At 40.1% G+C, this 26,907-nt stretch carries 27 protein-coding genes; 14 read left to right on the top strand and 13 right to left on the bottom strand.

What is annotated here, in order from left to right:
* Together AAEZ22_RS13335 and AAEZ22_RS13330 are read right to left on the bottom strand one after the other, a co-directional pair.
* Entirely contained in the window at positions 1–1,005 is a 1,005-nt protein-coding gene (locus tag AAEZ22_RS13335; protein WP_352297546.1) for an acyltransferase family protein, read from the bottom strand.
* A gap of 293 nt (positions 1,006–1,298) precedes the next feature.
* Complete coding sequence (locus tag AAEZ22_RS13330) at positions 1,299–2,225, bottom strand: manganese-dependent inorganic pyrophosphatase (protein ID WP_182684086.1); 927 nt, start codon at positions 2,223–2,225, stop codon at positions 1,299–1,301.
* Between the two features lie 119 nt (positions 2,226–2,344).
* Between AAEZ22_RS13330 and AAEZ22_RS13325 the strand changes: the two genes are divergently transcribed.
* Together AAEZ22_RS13325 and mutM are read left to right on the top strand one after the other, a co-directional pair.
* On the top strand, positions 2,345–2,851 hold the full coding sequence (locus AAEZ22_RS13325; protein ID WP_197182800.1) for a hypothetical protein: 507 nt from the start codon (positions 2,345–2,347) through the stop codon (positions 2,849–2,851).
* Positions 2,852–2,876: 25 nt separating this feature from the next.
* Complete coding sequence (mutM, locus tag AAEZ22_RS13320) at positions 2,877–3,686, top strand: bifunctional DNA-formamidopyrimidine glycosylase/DNA-(apurinic or apyrimidinic site) lyase (RefSeq protein ID WP_197182799.1); 810 nt, start codon at positions 2,877–2,879, stop codon at positions 3,684–3,686.
* Positions 3,687–3,813: 127 nt separating this feature from the next.
* Here the strand turns inward: mutM and AAEZ22_RS13315 are convergent, their stop codons facing one another.
* The 4 genes from AAEZ22_RS13315 to AAEZ22_RS13300 form a co-directional block, all read right to left on the bottom strand.
* A complete protein-coding gene (locus tag AAEZ22_RS13315) occupies positions 3,814–4,314 on the bottom strand; it encodes a DUF3299 domain-containing protein (RefSeq protein ID WP_011327159.1) in 501 nt (166 codons plus the stop codon).
* An 11-nt stretch (positions 4,315–4,325) separates the two neighbouring features.
* Positions 4,326–5,573, bottom strand: a complete 1,248-nt coding sequence (locus AAEZ22_RS13310; protein WP_192532536.1) for an ABC transporter permease — start codon at positions 5,571–5,573, stop codon at positions 4,326–4,328.
* On the bottom strand, positions 5,570–6,256 hold the full coding sequence (locus AAEZ22_RS13305; protein WP_197182798.1) for an ABC transporter ATP-binding protein: 687 nt from the start codon (positions 6,254–6,256) through the stop codon (positions 5,570–5,572). Before AAEZ22_RS13305 ends, AAEZ22_RS13310 begins: the two co-directional genes overlap by 4 nt.
* A gap of 220 nt (positions 6,257–6,476) precedes the next feature.
* Positions 6,477–7,511, bottom strand: a complete 1,035-nt coding sequence (locus AAEZ22_RS13300) for a CDP-glycerol glycerophosphotransferase family protein (protein WP_197182810.1) — start codon at positions 7,509–7,511, stop codon at positions 6,477–6,479.
* Between the two features lie 219 nt (positions 7,512–7,730).
* Here AAEZ22_RS13300 and AAEZ22_RS13295 point away from each other — a divergent pair, with 219 nt between their 5' ends.
* The 5 genes from AAEZ22_RS13295 (at position 7,731) to AAEZ22_RS13275 (ending at position 13,180) form a co-directional block, all read left to right on the top strand.
* Positions 7,731–8,834: a phosphoribosylaminoimidazolesuccinocarboxamide synthase gene (locus tag AAEZ22_RS13295; RefSeq protein WP_197182797.1), complete on the top strand. Its 1,104-nt coding sequence runs from the start codon at positions 7,731–7,733 to the stop codon at positions 8,832–8,834.
* A 121-nt stretch (positions 8,835–8,955) separates the two neighbouring features.
* Positions 8,956–9,633, top strand: a complete 678-nt coding sequence (locus AAEZ22_RS13290; protein ID WP_089367737.1) for a methylamine utilization protein — start codon at positions 8,956–8,958, stop codon at positions 9,631–9,633.
* The gene (locus AAEZ22_RS13285; protein ID WP_197182796.1) at positions 9,626–11,941 is read left to right on the top strand and encodes a bifunctional diguanylate cyclase/phosphodiesterase; all 2,316 of its coding nucleotides are present in this window, start codon (positions 9,626–9,628) and stop codon (positions 11,939–11,941) included. Before AAEZ22_RS13290 ends, AAEZ22_RS13285 begins: the two co-directional genes overlap by 8 nt.
* Entirely contained in the window at positions 11,928–12,761 is an 834-nt protein-coding gene (locus tag AAEZ22_RS13280; RefSeq protein ID WP_197182795.1) for a DUF3034 family protein, read from the top strand. The genes AAEZ22_RS13285 and AAEZ22_RS13280 overlap by 14 nt, the downstream gene beginning before the upstream one ends.
* On the top strand, positions 12,761–13,180 hold the full coding sequence (locus AAEZ22_RS13275) for a group I truncated hemoglobin (RefSeq protein WP_197182794.1): 420 nt from the start codon (positions 12,761–12,763) through the stop codon (positions 13,178–13,180). Before AAEZ22_RS13280 ends, AAEZ22_RS13275 begins: the two co-directional genes overlap by 1 nt.
* 33 nt (positions 13,181–13,213) lie before the next feature.
* Here AAEZ22_RS13275 and AAEZ22_RS13270 read toward each other — a convergent pair whose 3' ends face one another.
* A complete protein-coding gene (locus AAEZ22_RS13270; protein WP_089367740.1) occupies positions 13,214–13,957 on the bottom strand; it encodes a glycosyltransferase family 25 protein in 744 nt (247 codons plus the stop codon).
* A 131-nt stretch (positions 13,958–14,088) separates the two neighbouring features.
* Here AAEZ22_RS13270 and AAEZ22_RS13265 point away from each other — a divergent pair, with 131 nt between their 5' ends.
* Positions 14,089–14,892 carry a sulfurtransferase gene (locus tag AAEZ22_RS13265; protein ID WP_197182793.1) on the top strand — a complete coding sequence of 268 codons (804 nt, stop codon included), beginning with the start codon at positions 14,089–14,091 and terminating at the stop codon, positions 14,890–14,892.
* A 556-nt stretch (positions 14,893–15,448) separates the two neighbouring features.
* Here AAEZ22_RS13265 and AAEZ22_RS13260 read toward each other — a convergent pair.
* Positions 15,449–15,799, bottom strand: coding sequence for a cysteine-rich CWC family protein (locus AAEZ22_RS13260; RefSeq protein ID WP_089367742.1), 351 nt, complete (start codon positions 15,797–15,799; stop codon positions 15,449–15,451).
* A gap of 42 nt (positions 15,800–15,841) precedes the next feature.
* On the opposite strand from AAEZ22_RS13260, the gene AAEZ22_RS13255 reads away from it, so the two are divergent.
* Complete coding sequence (locus AAEZ22_RS13255) at positions 15,842–16,165, top strand: hypothetical protein (RefSeq protein WP_197182792.1); 324 nt, start codon at positions 15,842–15,844, stop codon at positions 16,163–16,165.
* Between the two features lie 210 nt (positions 16,166–16,375).
* Here the strand turns inward: AAEZ22_RS13255 and AAEZ22_RS13250 are convergent, their stop codons facing one another.
* A complete protein-coding gene (locus AAEZ22_RS13250) occupies positions 16,376–17,344 on the bottom strand; it encodes a class 1 fructose-bisphosphatase (protein ID WP_197182791.1) in 969 nt (322 codons plus the stop codon).
* Positions 17,345–17,498: 154 nt separating this feature from the next.
* Between AAEZ22_RS13250 and AAEZ22_RS13245 the strand changes: the two genes are divergently transcribed.
* Complete coding sequence (locus tag AAEZ22_RS13245; protein WP_197182790.1) at positions 17,499–19,928, top strand: zinc-dependent metalloprotease; 2,430 nt, start codon at positions 17,499–17,501, stop codon at positions 19,926–19,928.
* A gap of 210 nt (positions 19,929–20,138) precedes the next feature.
* Positions 20,139–20,912 carry a YggN family protein gene (locus AAEZ22_RS13240; protein WP_011327175.1) on the top strand — a complete coding sequence of 258 codons (774 nt, stop codon included), beginning with the start codon at positions 20,139–20,141 and terminating at the stop codon, positions 20,910–20,912.
* 167 nt (positions 20,913–21,079) lie between these two features.
* On the opposite strand, the gene wecB is transcribed toward AAEZ22_RS13240, so the two are convergent.
* Together wecB and rsuA are read right to left on the bottom strand one after the other, a co-directional pair.
* On the bottom strand, positions 21,080–22,195 hold the full coding sequence (gene wecB, locus AAEZ22_RS13235) for a non-hydrolyzing UDP-N-acetylglucosamine 2-epimerase (RefSeq protein ID WP_089367747.1): 1,116 nt from the start codon (positions 22,193–22,195) through the stop codon (positions 21,080–21,082).
* Between the two features lie 127 nt (positions 22,196–22,322).
* Positions 22,323–23,021: a 16S rRNA pseudouridine(516) synthase RsuA gene (rsuA, locus tag AAEZ22_RS13230; protein ID WP_182684099.1), complete on the bottom strand. Its 699-nt coding sequence runs from the start codon at positions 23,019–23,021 to the stop codon at positions 22,323–22,325.
* A 59-nt stretch (positions 23,022–23,080) separates the two neighbouring features.
* Between rsuA and zapE the strand changes: the two genes are divergently transcribed.
* A complete protein-coding gene (gene zapE / locus AAEZ22_RS13225) occupies positions 23,081–24,190 on the top strand; it encodes a cell division protein ZapE (protein WP_182684100.1) in 1,110 nt (369 codons plus the stop codon).
* 181 nt (positions 24,191–24,371) lie between these two features.
* On the opposite strand, the gene galE is transcribed toward zapE, so the two are convergent.
* Positions 24,372–25,385: a UDP-glucose 4-epimerase GalE gene (gene galE / locus AAEZ22_RS13220; protein ID WP_011327179.1), complete on the bottom strand. Its 1,014-nt coding sequence runs from the start codon at positions 25,383–25,385 to the stop codon at positions 24,372–24,374.
* A 274-nt stretch (positions 25,386–25,659) separates the two neighbouring features.
* On the opposite strand from galE, the gene AAEZ22_RS13215 reads away from it, so the two are divergent.
* A complete protein-coding gene (locus tag AAEZ22_RS13215; RefSeq protein ID WP_182684102.1) occupies positions 25,660–26,151 on the top strand; it encodes a DUF3016 domain-containing protein in 492 nt (163 codons plus the stop codon).
* Positions 26,152–26,230: 79 nt separating this feature from the next.
* Here the strand turns inward: AAEZ22_RS13215 and AAEZ22_RS13210 are convergent, their stop codons facing one another.
* Entirely contained in the window at positions 26,231–26,521 is a 291-nt protein-coding gene (locus AAEZ22_RS13210) for a hypothetical protein (RefSeq protein WP_011327181.1), read from the bottom strand.
* Between the two features lie 168 nt (positions 26,522–26,689).
* Between AAEZ22_RS13210 and AAEZ22_RS13205 the strand changes: the two genes are divergently transcribed.
* On the top strand, positions 26,690–26,899 hold the full coding sequence (locus AAEZ22_RS13205; protein WP_011327182.1) for a hypothetical protein: 210 nt from the start codon (positions 26,690–26,692) through the stop codon (positions 26,897–26,899).
* Positions 26,900–26,907: the final 8 nt, after the last annotated feature.

Here is a 26,907-nt window from a genome sequence, read left to right as displayed (position 1 = left end):
TTAGCCTGTTCTATCTTGTTTACTGTATATATTCTTTACATTGAAAATGAATCTGGTTATGTTTAAGTAATCAAATACCCTTGCTGAAAATAAACACAATACTAACGTTATAACTGTAACGATAAGCGATTGCATGATCCCCGTAGCATCTAAGACTAAAAATAAATTATTTAAAGGTTTCATGGCGACAATAAAGAGTGCATGTAAAACTAATATAATTAGAGTGTTTCGGCCAAGGTATGCCATTAAGTTTGTTACATAGTTATCTTTAAAAATAATAAACAAAGACCAAAAGAACGATGTGAGCAGTAAACACCATATAACTTCTGAGGCGGAAAACAGATTATATATATCGATAAGCCAAAAAGTGTTTCCTAAATAAAACAATACTACAAGCAGCAAAGACAGTTTAAAGGGGAACGAAAAGCCATCCGGGTACAGCTGCTTAACTATAATTCCGAGTATAAAATAGGTAACAGTTCTAAATGTTATAACCCCGAACTTGGTCATAATTAATAAAATAAATATAGAGATAAGCAGTGCGATAGCAATGCTTTTAGTATCAGAAGAGAATCGAGCTGTTACATATCTTGAAAAGAGAATTGAGAGTTGAATAACGATTAAGGAATGAAGAAACCAATATCCTCCAATTGGGTTTAAAAAGATGATACGAATAAATTCAGATATTGTTTTTGGGGCCACGTTTGTTGTTTTAATACCTAAGTACTGAACAAGTATTAAGCCAACTAAATATAAAAAAATAAAGATGAGGTAGGGTAACGCAATTCTCTTTAAAATCTTTAGCGCACTGTTTTGAATATTAGCGTTAAAACTAAAAAAGTAACCCGATAAAATAAGAAATAATGGCATATGAAACGTGTATATAAAGGCTTTCACTGTATAAAGACTACTTGTAAAAGAACCTATATATGAAACGTGACCAAATACCATCAATAAAATGCACATTCCTTTAATTGCATCCGGGCTATTATCACGATTTATCATTATTATTTTTCTCACTCATATTTTGTTGTTTTAATTAGTATAAGTTAGCCGACATTGAAGAATTTATCTTGTGCTTATTAAAAATAGCATAAAGAGTGAGTTTCAGCGATAAAGTGCTGTTTTTGGCTTGGAGGTGAACTTTAAGGGGGCGGTCGGTTTCTGGTTAGAGTAATGTTTGTTGATAGTGTGACTTTATAGCATTTGATTACTACGATTTTAAATAAAAACACCGCGTTTAAATAAACGCGGTGTTTTTTTGAAGTCTGATTGCTGACCTCTAGTATCTGCTTACATTATACTTTTTGAAAAGCATCTTGTAGTGGTGGTACTACTTGCTTTTTACGGCTCAGTACGCCGTCTAGCCATACTTTTCCGTCTGCTGGTTTTTCACCATAAGCTTGCTCTACTAGGTTTGCGTCGTCTGATGCAATTAGCATTTCTGAGCCTTCTTTCATGATGTCGGTAAGCAGTAAAAATACTGAGTGGCGGTTACCTTCAGTTTTAAGCTTGGCAATATCGGTCGCTAAATCAGCTTTAATATCGTCAAATACTGCAAGGTCGATCACTTCTAGCTGGCCTATACCTACTAGGTTGCCGTTCATGTTAAAGTCTTTAAAGTCGCGCATAACCAGGTCGCGTATAGGCGTGTCGGCAACTGCCGATTTAACGCGAAACATCTCCATGCCGAGCTCTTTAGGATCGTCAATACCGGCTATTTCTGCTAGCGCTTCAACACATTTAATATCGGCAGTAGTGCACGTTGGCGATTTAAAAATAACGGTGTCGCTTAAAATAGCGCACATCATAATACCGGCGATGTTTTTAGGGATTTCTACATTGTAAAAATCGTACATCATTTTAATTATGGTGTTTGAACAACCTACAGGGCGGATCCAGCACTCTAGTGGTGCTGATGAGGTTAGGTCACCAAGCTTATGGTGATCTACCACGCCGACTATGCGAGCTTGGTCTATATCATCTGGTGCTTGGGTTTTTTCTGTGTGGTCAACAATATACACATCTTCGCCGGCGTAGCTAAGCTTTAGCTCTGGCGCTTCGAAGCCAAATTTATCAAGAATAAATTGAGTTTCTGGTGAAACTTCACCAAGACGCGTTGGAATGGCTGGTTCATTAATTTGGTTTTTTAAATAAGCGAGTGCAATTGCGCCGCATATTGAATCTGAATCTGGGATTTTATGGCCCACTACATACATTGACATTGATGAAACTCCTAAAAATTTGCGCGTATTCTAACAAAGTATAGTGGATTTAACATATAGACAGTGTAATTAAGTTTTGGTTACACTTTAAACTATTGAACTAATTAGGAACATCGAGCATGCAATTAAGCCGTAAAGGTTGGAACAACGTTATTATTTTTTCGATGTTGATTATGATCTTCTTTTTAAATGGTTGGCATAAAAATATTGGTGGTAATAATAACGAGCCGGTACTGCAACCAGTGTTACCAATACAAAGTTTTGTATTAACGTTGAGTTTTGTTGATCAAAAAATTGAACGTATAGGCACAAGTTGGCGTACAACCGCATTACAAACCGATGTGCCGCTTACTTGGCAAGGTACGGAGCAGCAGCTAGGCGAACTGGTTAACTTATGGCAAAGTGCTCAGCTTATGTCGGTTCATGAATCGGTGGTGTTTAATCCTAATGCGCCACTCTCGGTAGCTACCTTTGAACTGGCGGGCGAACCATTACCTTGGGTGTATTTACTTTACAAGGGCGATGGCCAGTATTATTTACTCGAAAAAAATAGCCAGCGTGTATTTGCGCTTGATTTAGCCGTAGTTAAACAGTTGTTTCCTAGCTCAACCCCGAGCGAACAATGATCTTTATAATAAGGTGAGTGTATAAATGCCTGAATTACCAGAGGTAGAAGTAAGCCGCATGGGCATAACCCCGCATGTTTTAAACCAATTTGTTACTAAGGTAAATATTCATAATGGCAGCATGCGTTGGCCGGTGCCTGACGATGTATATCAGTTAACGGGTTTAACCGTAACGGGCGTTGAGCGCCGTGCAAAGTATTTATTATTGCATTGTGAGTTAGGCGCTACTATTTTGCATTTAGGTATGTCGGGGAATTTACGCGTAGTAAGTGCTAACGAGCCACTTAAAAAACACGATCATATAGAATTTATTTTTGCTAACGGTAAAGCGCTGCGCTTAAACGATCCGCGCCGCTTTGGTTGTTGCCTATGGCAAGCGCCGGGCTCAGTTCATAAGTTACTGGCAAAGCTTGGGCCTGAGCCGCTTACGGACGAATTTTTTGCGAAACAGGTATATCAGCAATCACGCAATAAAAAAGTGCCGGTAAAACAATTTATAATGAATAACGCTATTGTCGTAGGGGTCGGTAATATTTACGCTAACGAATCATTATTTAAAGCGGGAATAGATCCTCGCCGCGAAGCCGGTAAAGTATCACTGAAAAGTTTTGAAGCGCTTATCCCTATAATTAAAGACACGCTAGCCGCAGCAATAACCCAAGGTGGCACTACCTTAAAAGATTTTGCCCAAAGCGATGGGAAACCGGGTTACTTTGCTCAGCAACTTTTAGTGTACGGTCGCAAAGGGCAACCTTGCTTGGTGTGTAAAAGCGAATTACAAGAAGTTAGGTTAGGGCAAAGAAGTACTGTGTTTTGTGGGAAGTGTCAGAAGTGAAGGGCAGCGAATAGTACTAAAGATTCTCATCTACCCTCTTTGTGCAAAATGCTTTTAAGTGATTAATTCACAAAGAGGGTGAGATCGTGATGTGGAGGGGGAACCTTACCCGCTGAAACCTCCGGTTTTAAAGCTCAAACGGAGCTACGCCTACGGCTTTCATTGTGTAGCCTACTTGGGCTATTTCGCCTGACCATGTTTGGGTGCTAATTACACCAGTCACTACTATGGCGTCGTATAGGCTGTCGATGGGGACTCCGCCTTTAATGGTTACATGTACTATTTGATTTGGCGGCGGCGGCGGTACGTGTATGCAGGCGCCAAAATAAGGAACCAGTAAAAATTCGGTAATTACTTCACTGTCGCCTTCAAGTGGTACTACAAAGCCCGGTAGGCTTACCGATTTACCATCAAGTGCTTTTACTACAGGTGCGTTTAGATCTGGTTGAACCCAGTTTTGTTCACTGCCTTCGTGGTTAGCTTGCGCTTGGGTGTTTATTTGCATATGACCTTGTGGAATTAGGTCTTCCCAAAAAATTTCTTTGGGTGGATTTGCACTACTAACAAAGCTGGTTAGTATTAAGCTTACCAAGGCGATGTATTGAAAAGTTGTTTTTAAAAACGTCATGATTGTCCTAGTTATATTTTTATACTCATGCCATCGCTGAGTGAGTAAAAGTAAGCGCGAGTAGCGGGAATTAAACCAATAATAAATCCTGCAATCATAATAACGCCTATAAGTGTGAGTTCATAGTAAGAGAGCATGGCAATATTAATGCTAATACCAGCGTGACTTTGTAAGTAACCTGCGCCAAAAAACATCAGCGCATAAAATAATACACACCCAACTATGCAGCCGAGTAAAGTGGTAAGCAGTGACTCTATGCTAATGAGCGTAAATAGCTGCCATGGCCGAGCGCCTACTGAGCGTAATATGGCAAGCTCTCTGCGGCGCTGATTAAGGTTAGCTAGGAGCGTGGTTAACATGCCAAGCAAGCTAATAATGACTACCACAACAGAAAATAGCAGCAGTATTTTTTCAACAATAGCGAGCATTTCCCATAACTCTTTTAGTGTTACTGTGGGCATAATACCCAGCAGTGCTTCTTTTTTATATTGGTTTATATTGCGCCTAATTTGCAGCGTGTAAAGTGGTGAGTTAAAGCCCATTAAAAACGCAGTAATTTGTTTTGGGTGGCCAACTAAGTTGCTATGTTCCTCGTGCTCATGTTTGTCATGCTCTGCACTATGGCCACCATGGATTAAATCGATAGCGGCCAGCGGTATATGCAGCGTTTTATCTACTGGTGTGCCGGTGGCATTTAAAATACCGACCACTTTAAACGGGTTGTCATCATGATGATGAAAACTAGTGCTGCCCATACCATGAGATATAACAATGCTGTCGCCCAGTTTATAGTTTAATTTACTCGCTACCTCACTCCCCAGTACGACTTGGTTAATCGTGTTAAATGCGTGGCCTTGCTTAAAGCTCAGTGGCTGCTTTTTGCCAAACCGATAATAATTAAAGTAATCAAGGGTGGTGCCTAATACTGCTTGGCCTTTGTGGCTGTCGCCAAGGCTTATTGGAATGCTCCACTTTACGCCGCGTTGTCCGGTTATGTATTCATAACTTTGCCAACTCACACCATTGTTAGTGTGGCCTATTCTAAATACGGACGAGAGCAGCAATTGAATATCGCCAGTGCGCGCACCGACAATTAAATCGGTGCCCGAAATAGTATTACTAAAACTGCTTTTTGCGTCTATGCGTACCCGTTCAATGCTTAGCAGTAACATGACGCTAATGGCGATGGTAAGTAAGGTTAACAGCACGCTACTACGACGGTTTAATAGGCTTTTATAGGCGAGTTTAATTAAGATCATGATGCTGCCTGCAAATTAACTAAATCGATGCTGCGATTAAAAAGTGGTTGCAAACTTTCGTCGTGGCTAACAAATACTAAAGTACTGTTGGCGTGCTTAGCTTGCTCAAACAGCAGTTTTATAAAGCTTTGACGGTTGTTGGTGTCGAGCGCCGATGTGGGCTCGTCGGCAATAATTAACTCTGGGCTGCCAATAAATGCACGCGCGGCAGCCACACGTTGTTGCTGGCCAATGCTTAATTTACCCACATCTTGATGATGTAAATGTTGCGCTAACCCTAAGGCATTAAGCAATCTTGCGGACTCTGCGGTTAAGCAGTGTGATTGCAGCAGCGCCCGTTGTTGGCGCTGCTTTGAAAACTGGCAACCCAAGCTTACGTTTTCCAGCGGCGTTAAATAGGGGAGCAAATTAAAATTTTGAAAAATATAACCAATATGATCCGCTCTAAATACATCGCGTTGAGTATTACTTAGGGTGTTTAAGTTTTTATTCAAAATACTTACCTCACCGCTGGTGGCGGTATTAATACCCGCTAATAACGACAGTAAAGTAGACTTACCACAGCCACTTGGTCCATGTAAAAACACATGCTCGCCTTGCTTAATGTTCAGCTGGTTAATATTAAGTGTGGGGCTAACTGCATTTTTATGCCATTTAAATAACAGCTTAGAAAGTGTGATCATAACAACTTAATAGTTAAACATTTATAGTTGTGATGTTAAGCGATAATAAAAGGGAAAGGAAGGAGGGGCGCGTTCAGTGGTTATATTTCAGCGGCCAGTAGGGCTGGTACTAGGCAAGTGGTTGATGCGGAAACGATAACCTAAACACTAAACTTGGTTAATTCTTACCTAAAACCTGATACCTGACAGATAAAATCTGTCCTTTAGCCTATTGTTTAATTTACCAACCCCAGTAATTTAGTTTTTTACGCATTTTAAACTGTCTGATCAGATTGAGTGGTTTGCTTTTTAGTTTTTCATTACTAAGCAGTAGTTCATTGGTTGCGGCAAGTACTCTTTCGCTTGATTTACCATCGGCATACGGATGTAACTGTTGGCAATATTCCTCAATATTATTAATTAGTTCAGCTGGATAAGTAAAAGCATGTTCTATTGCGGCTTCAACCTCTTGTGCATTGGTGATATCAAGTAAATACTTTGCGGGAGCTTTATTGCAAAAAGTCACTACAGGTTTTCGCTGTACTAAAAACATCTGCAATATAGATGACGTATCGCACAGCATTACATCAGCTGCTTGAAGTAGAGGTAATACGTTGTCAGTTTCAACGAAGGTTAAATTTTCATTGCTGAGTGCTTTGTACTTAGTGATCCACTCTGTGGGCATTTTAGGATGAAACTGCATTAAAATGCGCCATTTACCGTGTTGGCTAAATTGCTTTATTTGTTCATATAATTTAGGCGCGAGCGATAGGCGCTTAGAAAAAGTAGAGCAAATTAATAATGTGGGGCGCGTGTCGCTGCTATCTTTGTAACGGTTAGTGTCTTCGGTAATAAAAAAACGATCCAACGGCGGCCAGCCTGTTTCGGTTACTTTAAAATAACCCAGCTGCTGTTCTAATGCTTTAAATGGCCCAGTAGTATTTGGGCCTTGTGTACAATACAGATCAAAACAGCCTCTGGCTTTAAAGTGGTCATTTTCGCCTTTTTTATTTAGCTTACCGGCATCAAAACCATGAAAAACAGCAACTTTTTTACCTGGGAAAAAAGTAGGTATTAAATTAGCTGGGGCAAAAGTCGCATCGGGCGACCACTGTTTTATTGCTTTAATTGAGTTAAGTTGTATTTCATCATCGGCTAAAAAGTCAGGATTAACGTCATTACCTTCTAAAAACCAACAAACTTCACCACCGTGAGCCAAAATTTGTGCTTGTAAAGGCCTTAAAATAGCATATGAGTAATTTTGAGAAATATACATTAAATATTTTTTATTTTTGCTGACGGCTAGGTAGTCCAATTTAACTCCTTAAGATTTTTGAACAGCTCAAGTTTACTCCATTGTTACTTGCAGATAAATAAAGTCGTTATATTTGTTTAGGCGTAAGATTGAGCTTTGCAGTTGGCTGCATTATTATATGCTCTCTTTAACCCCAATTCCATACTTTGCTCTTTGAGCATGCCTAACCCCGGAGATAGCATGACTAGCTATAAAGTTTTAGACGTAAACGATGATCTACCTATTCGTACCAAAGGTGACGTACACAGTGGTAAAGTACGCTCGGTTTATTGGCTAACCGACGCAGACAGCAAACGTTTAATTAACGAAAAGGGCTATAAAGTGCCGGCCGATACTGAGCTGGCAATTATGGTTATTTCCGATAGAATTTCGGCTTTTGATTGTATTTGGCAAGGTGAAAACGGTTTAAATGGCGTGCCAGGTAAAGGCATAGCGTTAAACTCGGTGGCTGCGCATTGGTTTAAGTTATTTGATGAGGCAGGCCTTGCGGGTAATCACATTGTTGATATTCCACATCCATATGTTTGGATTGTACGTAAAGCCAGTACGGTAAAAGTAGAAGCCATTGCCCGCCAATATATTACTGGCAGCATGTGGCGCGACTACGCTAAAGGCGTACGAAACTTTTGTGGTATTAATTTACCAGAAGGTTTAACAGCTAATCAAAAGCTCGATAAAGTATTAATTACCCCCTCTACCAAAGGCATTATTACTGGCGTGGCAGATATTCCCCCAGTTGATGATGTAAATATAACGCGTAGCAATATTACTAATAACCTAAGCGTATTTAACTTTAGAACGGCAGATGATGTAGCCCAATACGAAAAGTTATTAGTGGAAGGTTTTGAGCTAATAAGTGGCGAGCTGGCTAAGCTTGGGCAAATATTTGTAGATACCAAATTTGAATTTGGCTATGTAGAAGATATAAATGGCGCAGAGCAGCTTATTTATATTGATGAAGTAGGCACGCCTGATTCATCACGTATTTGGGATGAGGCATCTTATAAAGATGGCAAGATTGTTGAAAACTCAAAGGAAGGTTTTCGTCAGCTGTTAATTAATAACGTGCCAGAGAGCGACGTACTACTTAATAAAGACCGCATGGATGAGCGTGAGCAGCTAGCTAAAGATTACATTTTACCTGAGTCAGTAATGCTTGAAGTGTCAAATACCTACGTAGGCATTGCCAGTAAAATAGTGGGCAAAGAGATTGTTATTCCTGCTGATCCGCGTCAAGAAGTAATTGCTATTTTAGATGCCGATTATGGATTAATTATAAAATAACACGACTAAAGTGCTAAAAAATGAATGCTAAAATGTTTATTTTTAGTGACTGAACTATATTTCTTGCAATTGGTGCTCGTCTCTAATTAACTGAACTTAAAATTAATATTTGAGTATGGTTATGTTTGAACGAGCATTGCAATTTTTTGCAAAAAAACGTTATTTATTCGCTTTAAGTGTGCTTTTTAGCCACGCTGCTATTAGCGCAAATATTGATTTAGTAATAAAAGATCAACACGGTATGGTATTACCCAATGCCGTTGTTGAAATAGGCCAAGCAAACACTGCTTTTAAGCCTACAAATCCAAGTGTTAAAAAGCTCCCCGTTGCGGTAATAGATCAGGTAAATAAGCAGTTTTTACCTGAGCTACTTATTGTGCAGCAAGGGCAATTAGTTAACTTTCCTAATAGCGATAATATTCGCCATAACGTGTATTCGTTTTCAAGCGCTAAATCTTTTCAATTAAAACTCTACTCAGGGCAACCCAAAGAGCCAATTATTTTTGACACTCAAGGTGTTGTGGTACTAGGCTGTAATATTCATGATTCTATGGTGGGTTATATCTATGTGGCTAAGAGTGAGCAAGTTTATAAAACCGATAAAAACGGAGTTGTAAGTTTGCCTGTTACTACGCAGCCTTTGCAAATAAGTATTTGGCATGCGTTGCAAACTGCGCCTTTAGAAAATAAAAAAATGATGAATATAGAGCCACAAGCTATTTTACCTATAACCATAAATACTTCCTCGCCAGCACCACGTAACACCTTTGGCAGTCAGTTTAAGGGCGGTAATGACTAACAATTTGCGAAACCGTATAACCATTTTATGTGTAGGCTTGGTGTTATTAACCACTGTGGTTAGTTTGCTGAGCTTTTGGTGGTCTACAAGTAAGTTTCAAGAAGAAAAAGTCAATCAAGACATAAGCGTGGCACAAAATGTTTATAAACAATATTTAAACTCGAAAGAAAACCTACTATTAACTGCCGCTAAAGTACTCACCTCCGATTTTGGCTTTAAACAAGCGGTTGCCACGCGTGACGCTGCTACTATAAGCAGTGTTTTATACAATCATAGCCAGCGTATAAATGCCGAACTAATGCTGCTGTTAGATTTGTCGGGGCTGTTAATATCAACCAATGATGATGAGGACAACTTTACCGATAATCTGCAGCCTTTAATGAGTGAGTTATTAACTACCGCGGAGCGCTCTAGTTTTGTGGTATTAAATGGCCAGCTGTATCAGGTTATTTTACTGCCAGTTAAAACCCCGCGCACCATAGCTTACAGTTTGGTGGGTTTTAAAATAACCAGTAATGTAGCTTCAGAACTTAAAAGCCTAACCGGTATGGAAGTAAGCTTTATAGCGAACGCAGATAGCTTAGTAAAAACCTCACTGGTAGCCCCTCCAGCAAACTTTCGACCAGTTGATTATTTTAATAGCAAAACGACGTCGCGATTTTTTGGTGATTATTTAGTATATAAAAATCGCGATATTGAGCTACCTGCACTACAAGCTCACCCGGTAATAATTTTGCTCAGCGCCGATTTAACCCAAAGCTATCGCGATTTTGAACAGCTATTTATTACGCTGATTATACTTGCCATACTTACTTTAATTGTTGGGGTAGTAACCAGTAGTTTATTAGCAAATAATTTAACTACACCACTGTCGCAATTGGCCGTGGTGGCTAAGCAATTTGCAAAGGGTAATTATAATTTTGAATTTAAAGGCAGCAAACAAAGCTGTGAAATAACTACCCTTATGGATGCTTTTCATCACATGGGGAGTGATATAAATAAGCGTGAACAGCAAATTAGCTACCAAGCTCGCCATGATGCGCTAACCGGATTTTATAACCGCTCGGCTATGCTAGAAATGCTAGCTAAACAATTAAATAAAAGCACTGCACACACGTTAGTAGCTATCGATATTAAAGGCCTGCGACATATAAACGATAAGTTGGGGCCACGCATTGGTGATAAGTGCTTAAAAGCGGTGGCACATCGTATTCGTGAGTTTTCAGAGGAGTTGGGTGGGTTTCATGCGCGTATTGGTGGTGATGAATTTTTAACCGTATTTCCGGCGGGGGCAGTGAGCGAATTTAAACGCGGCATTATTGCTTTAATGGCGCAGCTCCAAGCGGGTTACACCATTCAAAACTTAAAAATAAATTTACGCTTTAGTGTGGGGGTGGTGCAATATCCGCTACACGGTGAACAAGCTGAGGATCTAATTCGTCGAGTACTTATAGCAGTAGAAAGCGCAACCAGCCATCATCAAAATATTCATTACTATCAACAAGGCGAAGACGAAGCGCATTTAGAGCGCTTAGTTATGCTTGATGAGCTTAAGCAAGCTATAAGCGATGATGACGGCCAGTTATTTATGACCTATCAGCCAAAACTAAATATGAAAATACAAAAGGTTGATAAGGTTGAGTCCTTAATTCGCTGGCAACGTAAAGATGGTAGTTGGGTGTCGCCTGAGGTGTTTATTGATTTAGCCGAACAGTCGGGATTAATTGTTGAGCTCACTGCCTGGGTGGTTAATACCGTTATTGCACAAGTTGCCGCTTGGCAGCAAAAAGGCATACATTTACAAGCGGCTATCAATGTATCGGCACAAGATATTGCGTTTGCGGGGTTTCATTCGTCATTAGTACGTACTTTAAAAAAGCATAAGGTTAACCCTGCGTTGATCACCATTGAGCTCACCGAGCGCGATATGATCGAAAATGAAGAAAAAGGCATAATTGCCCTCGAAAACTTAAAAGCTATTGGGGTAAAAATATCGCTTGATGATTATGGCGTAGGGCAAACATCGTTAGGGCGTTTAAAAATGCTGCCAATTGATGAGCTTAAATTAGATAAGTGCTTTATTTTAAAGCTTGATGAGTCGCAAAAAGATCAATTTATTGTGCAGTCGAGTATTACTTTAGGGCATCAATTAGGGTTTTCGGTAGTTGCCGAAGGAGTAGAAACTGTAGGAACCTTAACATTACTTAAGCAGATGCAATGCGATCACGCACAAGGTTATTATTTAAGTCGACCATTAAAAGCTGAGCTATTAGAGCAGTGGTTAGAGGAATACGATGGCGTACATTAAGTGTTTTATGGCGGGGGTATTACTCACAGCCAGTTTTATTACTGCTGCGAGTAGCGGTAAATTATTAGCTACTCCTGGGGTGTCTCAAGTTGAGGGCGCTGGTGGCGGTGGCCTTGTTCCGTGGGCGCAACTTGCTGGGTATGCCAGTGAGGATGAGGTTTCGGTTAATGGTTTTTGTAGCCGTGCAGATGTAACCGACTATACGTTAGATGTATGTGGCGCACAGCTTAATTTGTTTAATCGCGTTGAGCTTAGCTATGCGCAGCAAGAGTTTGATGTACCCGCGCTGAGTACGCAAATAGAGCAGTCGATAACTGGTGCTAAAGTTCGTTTATATGGCGACATTGTTTACAGTAGTTGGCCACAGGTAAGTTTAGGTATACAGCATAAGTCGTTAGACGATGGCACGGTTGCAAAGCTAGTGGGTGCAGAAAGCACCAGCGGCACCGACTTTTACTTAGCGGCAAGCAAGTTACACTTAGGTGCTATTGCAGGATACAACTGGTTTTGGAACGTGACCACCCGTTACAGCAAAGCCAACCAACTAGGGTTACTGGGTTATGGCGGTAATAATACCAGCAATAAATTGTTATTTGAGGCAAGCACAGCAATATTTTTAAGCCGTGAAGTAGCGTTAGGTGTTGAGTATCGTCAAAAAACAAATAACCTAGGATTAGGCGAGCAAGATTGGAAAGATGTGTTTGTAGCTTGGATGCCAAATAAACATATGAGCGTAACCGCCGCCTACTTAGATTTAGGCAGTATAGCTGGAGCAAGCGATCAAACCGGTTGGTATTTATCGGTGACAGGATATTGGTAATGAGAATTTTTATACTATTTTTATTGGCTACAAGTGTATTAGCTGGCTGTAGCAGCAAGCCTAAACAGAGTTTGTATCAGCAAATAAATGGTAATGCCGGCATAGAAAAACTAGTGGATAGCTTTATTTATCAAATTGGTAATGACAGGCAAGTGTTTCACTATTTTGAGCACAGTAACATTACTCATTTTCGCCAAGGCTTTATAAGCCACTTATGCGCGCTAACAAACGGCCCGTGTGAGTATAAAGGCGACTCTATGGTTGCTATTCATACCGGCATGAATATTAATGAAAAAGATTTTAATCATGTAGTCGATCTGCTAATTAATGCGATGGACGAGCAAAGTATACCCCATCCGGTACAAAATAAAATAATATCGAAAATGGCGCTGTTACGGAGCAATATTATTAAAATGTAATCGAACATTGCGAAAAATGAGATGGCGCTTTTATTATTTACCAATAATGCTAGAAAGATCTGCTGTTTTATACTGTCTTTGCCTATAAATACTCGATCTGTGGATTAAATTTCTGATGAATGTACTGTGGTTAGAGTGTTTACCGCCATTCATAGTTGATATTTCACTAATAAAACTTCGATCTTCGGCAATTGGGTAGGGTTTTATGCCAATCATATTTAGCCCTACTTCTGTGTGAAATTGTATATCGACATCTACAGGTCTAAAAAATGGCTTTCTTTGCAGTAGCTTTTTAGCGCCGCTTAATGTAATGATGTAGCCTTGAGTACCGTTAGGGGCTTTTTTATAGTTGCCTACTGTTAGATTATTTTCTAATATAGCACTGTCTATAAATGGAAAGTTTCGGTCATTTGATAGCTTTATTAAATCCCAATTATTTAATTTAATCGCTACATCAACAACATCTTTAAGTGAAGCCTTAATGGAGAGATCATCTTCTAATACGACACAAAAAGATATATTTTCATCAACTATTTTTTGCCAAATACGCATATGGCTAACATAGCATCCAATTTCACCCAATGTCAGATCGCGGTTGTAGCGTTTTTTATTTTTTTTCGGGCAATACCAGTTGAGGATCTCTTGCTCACTAAGATTTTTGCCAATGGTAGCTTCAAAGCGTTCAGCCGTTAAATGCAAGTTGGTTAGTTGCTTTTGAGTTGCTTCCCAACGCTCTTCACAGCCTTGCATGTTGATAATGTAAAAAGGGATTGACATAATTTTTACTCTATTTAGAAATATCAAAGCAGCTATTTTAGCATTTTTCTAATTTGTAACCAGCCTAAATTTTATTTATAAGCAGACTTTAACAAAATATAGTTATTGCATGCCTTCAAATTTGGTAAAAAATGAAAAATATAGTCAGCACACAATGGTTATATGCGCGTTTAGAGCAAGCTAAACTCGTTATTCTTGATGCAGGGATGTTGCGCGCATCCTTTATTGGGGAGTACTCTCCAATAGCTATGCTGCCTAACGCGCAGCGCTTTGATATTAAAAATGAACTAGCAGATCGCTCTAACCCATTACCTAATACTTTGCGTAGCGAAACGCAATTTACTCAAGTAATGCAAAAGGCAGGCGTTAACCACGATTCGTACATTGTTATTTATGAAGATGAGGGCTTGTTTAGCGCAGCTAGGGCATGGTGGATGCTAAAATCTATGGGCTTTGATAATGTAAAAGTGCTCAGTGGTGGGCTAAGTAAATGGCTTGAGAGTGGCTACCCGGTACAGCAAGGCTATAGCAAGGCAAAACATAATGGTAATTTTTTTGCACGTTATAAAGCGGGTTATTTTATTAATAAGCAACAGGTACAAAACGCAATTGATGATCCGGCCATAGTATTACTCGATGCGCGTGCACATAAACGCTTTACAGGCGAAGACCCTGAACCCCGTGCTGATATGCGCAGCGGCCATATTCCTAATAGCCTTTCATTACCTTATAGCGAATTATTGTGCAGTGGTGAGACTAAGTCACTTAGCGAAATACAGCAGCAATTTAAAGCCCTAGTCGGTAATGCAGAAAAACTACAATTTACATGTGGCGCGGGTATAACCGCCTGCATATTAGCGTTATTTGCTGATGAGTGCGGTTACGCTAACTTAAGTGTTTACGACGGTTCATGGAGTGAATGGGGAAGAAAATAAAGAGTAGATAAAGCCGCGGTGAGTTATTAGTAAAAACGATCCTGTAACAAACACCGCGCTAAACCTAAATACCGGCCCTGCGTGCAAATTCACTTCGCATTCATCTAATATCGCTTAAAAATATAAAGCCTACTTGCACAATGAGAAGCCAATGAGCAAACAAAAGCAATAGATTACACCATATTGCTCGTTGCCTTAACTCATAGCCCTTAGCCATAACTAATTACTCCTCTAAAGCGCAGCGTCTCTTATGCTCTTTGTGAATATTTCACTTAAACACTTTTTGCACAAGGAGAAGATAATGAGCGTAAATGAGAAGAGATCAGGCATTAATTAAACACTAAATTAGTTTAGCTTTTTAGCTGAACACTGCTCTTTCGTAGATGCGACGACTAACTTGAAAAACTCCGCTAACGACAAACACCAAACCTGTAGATGCGAATTTATTTCGTGCTTTTTAATTAAAAAAAGCGAGGTATAAAACCCCAACCAGCTACCCAAAACTTAAACCTCGTATCTACTTTATCGAGGTCGTATCAAAATCTAACACCTGCTATTACTTATACGGGCAATTTTTGCAGCCATTTTTACAGCATGTGCCACGCTTTAAAAAAAACCACTTACTAAATACCATATAGCTGTTTTGCATAGTGTAATCGAGCCCTTCAATCAGCTCTCCATTATTTTTAAATTGCTTAGCAAACGCGAGTTGTATTTTAATCGGCTGCGAGTAAAGGCTTTGTAAGTAAGTGTTTATTTTAGCCAGCGTACAGTTACGGCATAAACAGCTTGTAGCGTTAAGATCTAACGGTAAAATAGCGGGTAACTCGTTGCACCAACATGCTGATATGTCAGTCACATTACAGGTAAGAGCAGCATTACATTGGGGGCAGTTAATTTGGGTCATTATTTTACTTTTAAATCACGGTGAGCGCAGAATAACAATATTATGGATATACAAAAAGCATTAGCGCAGTTTATTACCTTCGGGCCAGAAAAAGACGAGGCTATTGCTGTTATTGTATCTGCGGCAGCAGCAAAACAGCCATTATTTACCCTAAGTACGTCAATCATACTAAATGTGTTTGAGCGTTGTTTACATAATGAAATAGTACTTGATGACTTGGAACTGTGGGCGAATGTGATTGAAGCGCGAGATGATATTGATTGCGCTGAGTGTGAAGGCGTTATTTATGCACTTAGTAACAGTGAGCAAATGGGCGAGCTTAATTATGAAAAGCTCGCCAAATTAGCCACGCTTTTACAAGAGTAAAAGCTTGGCTAATTTTTAGTCAAGTATTAAAGGTACGAGATCTCAGGTGTTGATAAAATACCGAACCGTAGGCGGGAGTTTACCTCGCGCATTTTATAAATTTAACAAGCGCGGCATAAAGCCCCGCCTTGTATCTACGGTTAACTTAAACACCGCGCTGGCTTAATTCTCGCCTAAAATCTGATACCTAAAACCTTGTATTTCTATTTATTACTTATGATATCCCAAGCAGGTTTCTACTTCGTTTTTTGAGCCTAAAATTACAGCTACGCGCTGGTGAATGGCATTAGGTTGTATGTCCATAATGCGCTCGGTGCCAGTTGAGGCAATCCCGCCAGCTTGCTCTACTAGCATGGCCATAGGGTTTGCTTCGTAAAGCAGACGTAGTTTATTTGGTTGGCTTGGGTTTTTGGTATCGGTTGGGTAGGTAAATAACCCGCCACGGCTTAATACGCGGTGTACATCGCCTACCATTGCAGCAATCCAGCGCATATTAAAGTTTCGAGCGCGTGGGCCAGTGTCGCCAGCTACAAGGTCGTTAATGTAGTTTTGCATAGCCGGTTGCCAATGGCGTTGGTTTGACGCATTAATAGCATATTCATTGGTATCTGCTGGTATTTTTGCAAAATCTTGAGTTAATAAAAAGGTGCCGTGAGTTTTATCTAGGGTGAAAAAGCGGGTGCCTTTACCTGTCGTTAGCGCCAATATAGTCGATGGACCATATAATACATAACCTGCCGCTACTTGATTAATACCCGGTTGCATAAAAATACTTTGGTCAGCAGGATCTGCGCCTTCAGGCGCTTTCATTACTGAAAAAATAGTACCTACTAACGAGTTTATGTCGGTGTTTGATGAGCCATCAAGTGGGTCAAACGCTACAATATATTCTGCATCAGGATTACCAGCAACTGTGTGGTCTTCTTCTTCAGAGGCGATGGCTTTTACGTAGCCCGATTCCAATAATATATCTTTAAGCAGTTGGTTGGTTAAAACATCAAGCTTCTTTTGAGTTTCGCCTTGAATATTCTCGTCAAGTGTTGAGCCTAATACACCCGATAATTCGCCTTGGCCAACACGAAATGAAATTTCTTTACATGCGGCTAAAATAGTTCTGATCAAAGAGATTAACTCTCTTGGGCAACCATCTTCAAGTAATACTGGAGGAAGTCTACGCATTCTATTTTCCTGATAACGTGATTAAACTAATCATAATGTGAGAGGGATTAGTTTGGAGCGCTGAAATTCGTCTTAAATAACTGTATTGTTTAAATTCCCCCCTATAATGGGGTTACCTAATCGTACTTAAAACGCCAATAACAAAGATAAGATTATGCAAAAAATAAAACTACTAGGTTACATTCTCTTTACTGTGTTGCTCACTATGATAACTCAAGCGCACGCAGCAATTAAGTCTATTGATGAATTTACTGGAAAGATGAATCATTTTCCGGGATATTTTTCATTTTTTTACGATACAGAAAACGGCAAGGTTTATTTAAAAGTAGATAAACTAGAGCAGCAATTTTTGCTACAGCAAAGCTTGCCAAATGGCTTGGGCTCTAACGATATAGGGCTCGATAGAGGGCAGCTTGGTAATACACACTTAGTGCAATTTGAGCGCTTTGGCGACAAAGTAATGCTACGTGCTGTAAATACTTACTATCGCGCAAATACCAGTAATAAAGCCGAGCAGCAAAGTATTAATGAAGCGTTTGCATCAAGTATATTAGCGGGCTTTAAAGTGGTTGCGCAAAATAAGCGGGCGCTATTAATCGATTACACTCCGTATTTACTTAGTGATGTACACGGTGTAAATCGAACCCTGGCAGCGACTAAACAAGGTAACTTTAATCTAGACGAATCGCGTAGTGCAGTTTATATGAGTCGCTCTAAAGCATTTATTAATAATACAGAGCTTGAAGCTGTGCTGACCTTTGCCGGTACTCAACCGGGTAAGTTTGTGCGTGAAATAAGCCCTGACGCTTATTCGTTAACTGTGCATATGCACCATTCACTAATTAAATTACCAGACGATAACTACACCCCGCGCAACTTCCATCCACAATCGGGTTTTTGGAGTATTGAGCATAAAAACTATGCTGCAGCACTTGGCGAGTCTATGTATGTGCGATATATACCACGCCATCGGTTAACTAAAAAAGATCCGAGTTTACCTATTAGCGAGCCCATTGAGCCGATTGTTTATTACCTTGATCCTGGGGTGCCGGAGCCGGTAAAAAGTGCATTGCTTGAAGGTGCACAGTGGTGGGATGAAGCGTTTAGTGCAGCGGGTTATAAAAATGCATTTATAATAAAAGTACTACCAACAAACGCTGATCCTATGGATATTCGCTACAACGTAGTGCAGTGGGTGCATCGTGCTACTCGTGGTTGGTCGTATGGCAGTTCGGTAATTGATCCGCGCACCGGCGAAATAATAAAAGGGCATGTAACGCTTGGTTCACTGCGCGTACGCCAAGATATTTTAATTGCAGAAGCGCTGGCTGCGCCTTACTTAAACGGCAATGAAATAGCAAAAACTCTACAAGCCATGGCGCTTGATCGTATTAGGCAGTTAAGTGCTCACGAAATTGGGCATACCTTGGGGATTTCTCATAACTTTGCCGCTTCAGTGGGCGATAGAGCCTCGGTAATGGATTATCCGCATCCGCTGCTTAGCTTTGATGAACAAGGCAAGCTTGATGTGTCACGCGGTTATGCTACGGGTATGGGTGTGTGGGATACACAAGTTATTAAATACGGCTACAGCGACTTTACTAATCAAAACGAAGCAGCAGCATTGGCGGCTATTTTAAAAGAAAACAACACTAAAGGGCTCGAGTTTATATCTGATAGCGACGCACGCGCTGCCGGTGGTGCGCATCCTACGGCTCATCTGTGGGATAACGGCGCAGCACCAAGCGAAGAGCTATTAAGAGTACTAGAAGTGCGTAAGCAAGCACTCGCACAATTTGGTATTCATAATATAAAAACGGGAGAGGCGTTATCGCAATTAGAAGAAAAACTGGTGCCCTTGTATTTATTTCACCGTTACCAAGTAGAGGCGGTGGCTAAATTAATTGCTGGGGTAAATTACGAGTACGAAGTACGCGGTGATAAACCTGTAAAAGGCGCGCAAGTGGTTGCTAAGCAAGCGCAACAACAAGCGGTTAAAGCTATTTTAACCACTCTTGAGGGCAGTAATTTAGTGTTGCCAGAGTCAATACTCGCACTTATTCCACCTAAAGCGTATGGTGAGTCTAGGACGCGTGAAAGTATAGTGGGGCGCACTGGTTTAACCCTTGATGCTATGGCCCTACCTGAAGTTGCCGTGCAGCATAGCTTATCGTTATTACTAAATGCACAGCGTTTAAATCGCCTTGCGCAACAACAAGCACGCAGTAATGATTTTTATAGTTTAGATGAGTTACTTTTACAGCTTTATAAGCAGGTTTTTGTGGCATTGCCATCCAATAACATGGTGGCAAAGATCACTCAGCGAGTGCAATTTTTAAGTGCTAAAACAATGGCTGATTTAGTGGCCAGCGATAACGTAAGTCCAGAAGTACAAGCACAACTGCGTTACTATTTAACTAAGCTAAAAGATGACTTTGAACAAAATTCACTACTAAGCAACACCAGTATAGGTGAAAGCGCGTTTAAACAATATTTAGCTGAACAAGTTAACCTGTTTTTAACCACAGGTAGCTGGCCAGATAACTTTAAAGCATTACCAATCCCGCCAGGTTCGCCAATTTAAAAGGATCGCTTTTAGCAATAAAGCAGCAGGAGGCTTTTAACTAAGAAATTAAAAAACACCGTGCTTAATTTAAACGCGGTGTTTTTTTGTATTACTCATTGCATAGGTTAAATACGCAGGGCTGTCTTTGTTATTGTGTTACTTTTGCTTGCATAAAGTTGTTTTTTTGTTAATCTACCCGCCTTCTGTTGTGGCTATTTTGAGGTGTTTATGGCGTTTTTATCTCGTTCGATATTGGCGTTGTCTGTAGCACTTTTAAGCAATAACGTATTTGCGCAAAAGCAGTGTGATGTAGAGCTTCGTCACGGTTTAATCATTACTGATGATATTATTCGCATTGTTGATAAAGGCCAAACCCGCGTACAAATTAATAATAATAACCAATTGTTTATCCGTGGCTATTGGATTGACTTAAGTGATGACGAAAGTAAAGTCCTTGAGCAGTTTAGCAGCGGTATTCGTCAAACTGTTCCTGAACTCGTTAACTTAGCCACCGATGGCGTTAATTTAGGGCTCAGTGCAATTGAGCATGTTGTTGAAGGCATGACAGATAAAGAATCAGAAGTGCTTAAAACGCAATTGCAGTACGTTGAACGTGCGCTAATGGATAAGTTTAAACGCGGCGATGATTTTTTCTTTATTGCGCCGCAATCACTTTCCAAAATAGACGACTTTTTCACTAAAGATATTAGCAAAAAAATTCACTCGGCAGTGCATGGCTCCCTCGGGGCTATTTTAATGTCGTTAGGCGATGCATTTAAATCGCGCGAAGGTAATATTGAAGATCGAATGAACGACATGAGCCAACGCATGGATATCATTTCATCAGAAATAGATAAATCACTCCAAGAAAAAGCCCGCCAACTCGAACTAAAAGCTGCAGAATACTGCGAATGTTTAAACGCCCTTGATGTGACTGAATCTCGCCTACAAGCCATAGTACCAGGCATGGTGAACTTTGACTTAGTGCAAATAAAGTCTTAAAAATTAAAAGCTGGCATTAGGTTTCAGGTGTCAGTAAGTAATTAGCCAAGCACGCATTTACAATTAGGCCTCGTAGTTGTGAACTACCCAGCGACTAAAAATCACTGGGTTTTCTCGCCAAGTTATCGATAAATTGCTTAGAACCTAGTGCCTAGCGTCTTCAACTTTTAACGCGCTAAAATATCACATATACGTTGGCATGCATTGCCGTCACCATAAGGGTTGTGAGCGCGACTCATTGTTTTATATGCAGCATCATCAGTTAACAACTCATTTAATGCTGCGGTGATCTTAGCTACATCGGTACCAACTAATTTCACTGTACCTGCTTCAACTGCCTCTGGGCGCTCTGTGGTATCACGCATAACTAATACAGGCTTACCTAAACTTGGTGCTTCTTCTTGAATGCCACCTGAGTCAGTTAAAATAATATGAGCACGATTCATCAAGTATACAAATGGCAGGTATTGTTGTGGCTCTATTAAATGTACGTTATCAACATCTTTTAAAATGCGCTTTACCGGCTCTTGTACATTCGGGTTTAAATGCACGGGATAAAGTATTTGCGTATTTGGATGAGTTTTTGCGGTTTGCGCTAATGCTTCGCAAATTCGCTCAAACCCGCCACCAAAACTTTCACGGCGATGGCCTGTAACCAATATAAGCTTTTTATTTTCATCAAGCATTGGGAATTGCGATGCGAGTGTATTGCTTAATTCTGCATCATTTTCAATTTGTTGTTTAACCATTAATAACGCATCAATTACTGTGTTACCCGTTACAGATATGTTTTCAGCCGCGTAGTTTTCTTTTAATAAGTTAGCTTTTGAATTTTCGGTGGGTGCTAAATGGTACTTTGTAAGTGAGCCGGTTAATTTACGATTACCTTCTTCTGGCCAGGGTGAGTAAATATTACCTGTACGCAAGCCTGCTTCGACATGACCTACTGCGATTTGCTCATAATAAGCCGCCAGACTTGCTGCAAAAGTAGTCGCGGTATCGCCATGAACAAGCACTACATCTGGCTTAAACTCTTTAAGTACGGGGGTTAACTCTAGCAGAATACGACTGGTTACTTCTGGTAATGTTTGGCCCGCTTTCATCAGGTTCAAATCGTAGTCAGGGGTTATTTTAAACAGCTCAAGTACTTGGTCTAGCATTTCACGATGCTGCGCCGTTACACAAACTTTAGCTTCAAAGCGACTATCGTTAGTTAATGCATGTACTAGCGGCGCCATTTTTATCGCTTCTGGGCGGGTGCCAAATACAGTTAATACTTTCACTGTTATATCCTTTTAATAAATTAGAGTCTCGAAGCTCTGTTATGCTCGTTATCTGTGTTAAAAGTGCTGTGTTTTTAGGCTGCCTTATCTTTCGTTACTAATACTTGATTGAAGCCTAAAAAGTTCCTTAGAGTTTAACCTCTTCAGCTGTTAACAAGCGATATTCACCCGCTGCTAGGTTTTCGTCTAGTTTAATATTGCCAATTTGTTCGCGGTGCAATTCAACCACTTTGTTGTCTACAGCGGCTAACATGCGCTTAACTTGGTGGTATTTACCTTCACAAATAGATAAACGTAAGCCGTAATTAGCGAGGCGCTCTGCTTTTGCCGGACGGGTTAGAGCTTTTTCGTTATGTAATTGTACCCCTTCGCGCAGTGCCTCTAACGATTCGTCAGTAATGGGCTCTTGGGTTTCTACTAAGTAGGTTTTAAATTTATTGTTTTTAGGAGACGTTATTTTATGCGACCAGTCGCCATCGTTGGTTAAGATAACTAAGCCAGTGGTGTCAATATCGAGGCGGCCTGCTACGTGAAAGTCGCTCATATTTGGCTCGTCAATTAAATCGAATACCGTTTTGTGTAGTTCATCACTATTGGCACTTACATAACCAACGGGTTTGTTTAACATGAAGTAGCGTTTACCTAAAAATACGAGTTGTTCACCTTGAAAAACTACTTCGTCTTGCTGCTTAATTTGAAAATCGAAAGCAGTGACCACTTCACCATTGACTAGTGCGGCTTGGCGTTTAATGCTGGCTCTGGCTTTTGAGCGTGGCAGCTCTGCTAAATGGCTAATAAATTTATCTAGGCGGCAAGGGAATTTCATTGGGGTTCACATTTTGAGTCGGCTACAATGGACGCGATTATAACGGATAGTGAAATACCATGACAGTGCAGGACACACAAATAATAAGCCTTTACCAAGCTAAGGTTGCATCGGGCGAGCTTAGCTTCGATGCTGCGCAAAATAATGCCGTACAGGCACTTAATTCGCTTAGTGAACAATTACAAATACACTATAGCTGGTGGCAAAAGTCGCCACTCATAAAAGGTGTGTATTTGTATGGACCGGTAGGGCGTGGTAAATCCATGTTAATGGATTTATTTTATAACAATGTTGCTATAAGTAAAAAGCAGCGGCTGCATTTTCATCACTTTATAGCGCAGGTGCACCAGCAGTTAGGGCAGTTACAAGGGCAAAAAGATCCGTTAATAATTATAGCTAAAAATTGGGCCAAAAATATTCGGGTGCTATGTTTTGATGAGTTTTTTGTTAGCGATATTGGCGACGCTATGATTATGGCCCGGCTGTTTGATGCGTTATTTAAACAAGGTGTAGTGTTGGTGGCCACTTCAAACGCAAAACCAGAGCAGCTTTATTATAATGGCCTACAGCGAGCACGGTTTTTACCTACTATAGATTTAATTAATAATTATTGCGAGATAGTTAATGTAGCGGGAGAGGAGGATCATCGTTTTCGTTATGGTAAAAATAGTAGTCATTACTTTATTAATTTACCCAGTGATGACTTTAAAGCTAAATTTTTAACGCAGTACCCGCAAGCATCGCACAGTGGCAATATCACGGTACACGGTAGAGCGCTGCCTTATTTATTAAAAACAGCAAATGCCTTAATGATTGATTTTATGGCGTTGTGCTCTGGCCCGCGTAGCGCTAACGATTACATGTTTTTAGCTCAGCAATTTTCTGTGTTATACGTGGCAAATGTGCCAAAAATGGGCGTTGGCGCAACCGGTAAAGTAATAGTGCATGGTATAGAGGACAGCTACCAGCGTGAAAAACAAACTCTAGACGAGCACTTTTTTGATGATGAAGCACGACGTTTTATTGCTTTAGTCGATGAGTTTTATGACTGCCATAAGTTACTGGTTATAAATGCACAGGCTGATATAGACACCTTGTATCAAGGTAAAAAACTAAGCTTTGAATATGCACGAACGCAATCGCGTATAGTCGAAATGCAAAATTGGTAAAAATAATAATCGTACTAGGAAGTAAATCAGGGCTAGGTTCTAGGTTAAACTCTAAACCTTAAACTCTGAGCTTAAATTTGAACACGTATATCTTTATTGAATTAAATAAATGACTTACTCCAATCATAATTAACATGCCCCTATAAAAATAGGGACATATTGATTATAGGTATATGGTTTTCTACTTATACCCATTTGGGTTATTTGACTGCCAGCGCCAGGTGTCTTGCATCATAGTATCGATACCGCGCATCGCTTGCCAGTCTAGTTCATTCAGGGCTTTTTCAGGAGCTGCGTAACAAGCGGCTATATCGCCTGGACGACGTGGTGACACTTGATATGGTACTGCTTGCCCACTGGCCTTAATAAAGGCGTTCACCATTTGCAGTACTGAATAACCGTTGCCTGTACCTAGGTTATAAACCAATGCACCGGTGTTTGTGGCAATTTTATTCAGCGCTTTTAAATGTCCTAAAGCTAAGTCGACTACGTGAATGTAGTCGCGCACGCCGGTGCCATCTACTGTGTCGTAATCATCGCCAAATACGGCTAGTTGCTTGAGCTTGCCCACAGCGACTTGTGAAATATACGGTAATAAATTATTAGGGATCCCGTTTGGATCTTCGCCAATTAACCCCGATTCATGCGCGCCTACTGGATTAAAGTAGCGCAAAATAGCAAAGGCAAAGCGCTCGTCTGATTTTGCGATATCTTGCAACATCATTTCAACCATTAACTTTGATGTACCATAAGGGTTGGTGGTGCCACCAACAGGAAAGTCTTCTTTAATAGGTAAGCTTGCTGGGTCGCCATAAACGGTTGCTGATGAGCTAAATACTAACTTAAATACACCCGCATCGCGCATCGCATCAACCAGTGTTAATGTACCTTGTACGTTATTTTGATAGTACTCAATTGGTTTTACAACCGACTCACCCACCGCTTTTAAGCCAGCAAAGTGAATTACGCTTTCAATAGTATGCTTAGCAAATACTGAGTCTAAAAATGCTTTATCGAGAATATCACCTTGGTAAAAAGTTACTTCTTTACCGGTAATTTTTTTAACGCGCGTAAGTGACTCTGATGATGAGTTGCTTAAATTATCAATAACAACAACATTACTGTTTTGTTGTAAAAGTTCTAAAACAGTGTGCGAGCCAATATAGCCTGCGCCACCGGTTACTAAAATAGTCATGAATGCTCCGTGGATACCTTTTATCAATAGTGTTGATTGCACCATAAATTGCGATATTTTACATGCATTATCTGCTTTAAATACGCTGTTATTTTAAAAAAGCTAGATTTACATATTTGATTACATTTTGAACGCTTTAAATAACACTTATGTCATAAGATTAAGTTATAGTTAATAAACAGCTGTTAAAATGAACTCAGTTATTTAGGTGTTAATACTGAGCATGCCCTAATTGCAATAATGTAATATTCGGCGCACCTTTTTGGAGAGTGATATGAATCCAGTAAACAAAATCGCAATGTTAATGTGCTTTGCACTACCAGCACTTGCCCATGCGGGTGAGTCGGCTATTAAATGGCATGATTTTAAAGACTATCGTGATGTACGCGAATCCAATCAAGGTAAAGCTTCGTACCATAAGCATATAGCGAGCAGTATTGAAGAGCATGTTGCTAAACTTGCAGAGCAATTGCCAAAAGACTACAAACTTAGCCTAGAGATTACTGATGTCGATTTAGCTGGCGATGTACGCTATGGCGGTATAAATGAAATCAGGGTGGTTAAGCCTATTTACTTTCCGCAACTCAAACTTAATTATTCACTTACTAATGAAAAAGGTGAGGTAATAAGTGCAGCAAGTGATGTAAAGCTTAAAGATATGGGCTTTATGGATAAAATTAAAATGGGCCGAGATGGGCCTTTCAATTACGAAAAACGCTTACTTACAGAGTGGTTTGGTGAGGAAATATTACCGAAAGTTGATTAACTAAGCTTTACAAAAACGCCGCTAAATAGCGGCGCTTTTAATGCTTATAGAATCATAAACTTTTTAACTAAAGTTTACGTTACTTAAACGTAGCTAACAAAGTAAGTAGTTGCTGTAATTTAATAACGGTGGTTTTAAGTTTTTCTTCATTAAAACCGTCACTAGATAAGCTCTCTACGTCGGCTGCTACATCAAGCACATATGGCTTAAAGCGTTTAGCTTCAAAGGTAAAACCTGAGTCGGCTGTAAAGAGTGCTTTAAATTTGCCGTGACCTTGCTGTTGTAACTCGTCGAGTTTTTTGTCAGCATCAAGCGCCTGTCGGTAAACAATTTTTAAGTTAGCGTTGAGTTGTTCAATAATAGAATCCATGGTTTTCCTAAAGCTTTGTATTGAGTTGCCGATAATTTATTATGTAGCATGCGTATACTGTATATGTTACTTGGATTATATTTAAAAGTCAGGTTTTTAGCACTGTGCCTTGTTTAACTCCTTTTAAATAATTGCACAACAAACACTGATTAAAGGTGGGTTAATTTTATGAATATATCAGGCGGAAATTTACCGGTAATGCCAAGTTCAAGCCAAGGCGGCGAAGTGTTGAGCGCTGCATTGTCTAAAAAACAGCAACTAGCGGATGGCGCAGCTGCATTAGCACTGATTGAGGGTGCTGCGCAGTCATCCAGCGCGCAAACACCGACTCAGTCGGCGACTGCAACACTGGGTAATAACGTAAACATTTACGTTTAAATACGGCT

This window comes from Pseudoalteromonas sp. 20-MNA-CIBAN-0454 (assembly GCF_040308685.1).
Classification (GTDB): domain Bacteria; phylum Pseudomonadota; class Gammaproteobacteria; order Enterobacterales; family Alteromonadaceae; genus Pseudoalteromonas; species Pseudoalteromonas nigrifaciens.
The sequence above is the reverse complement of the archived record's forward strand: the minus strand, read 5'-3'. Positions and strand labels throughout refer to the sequence as shown.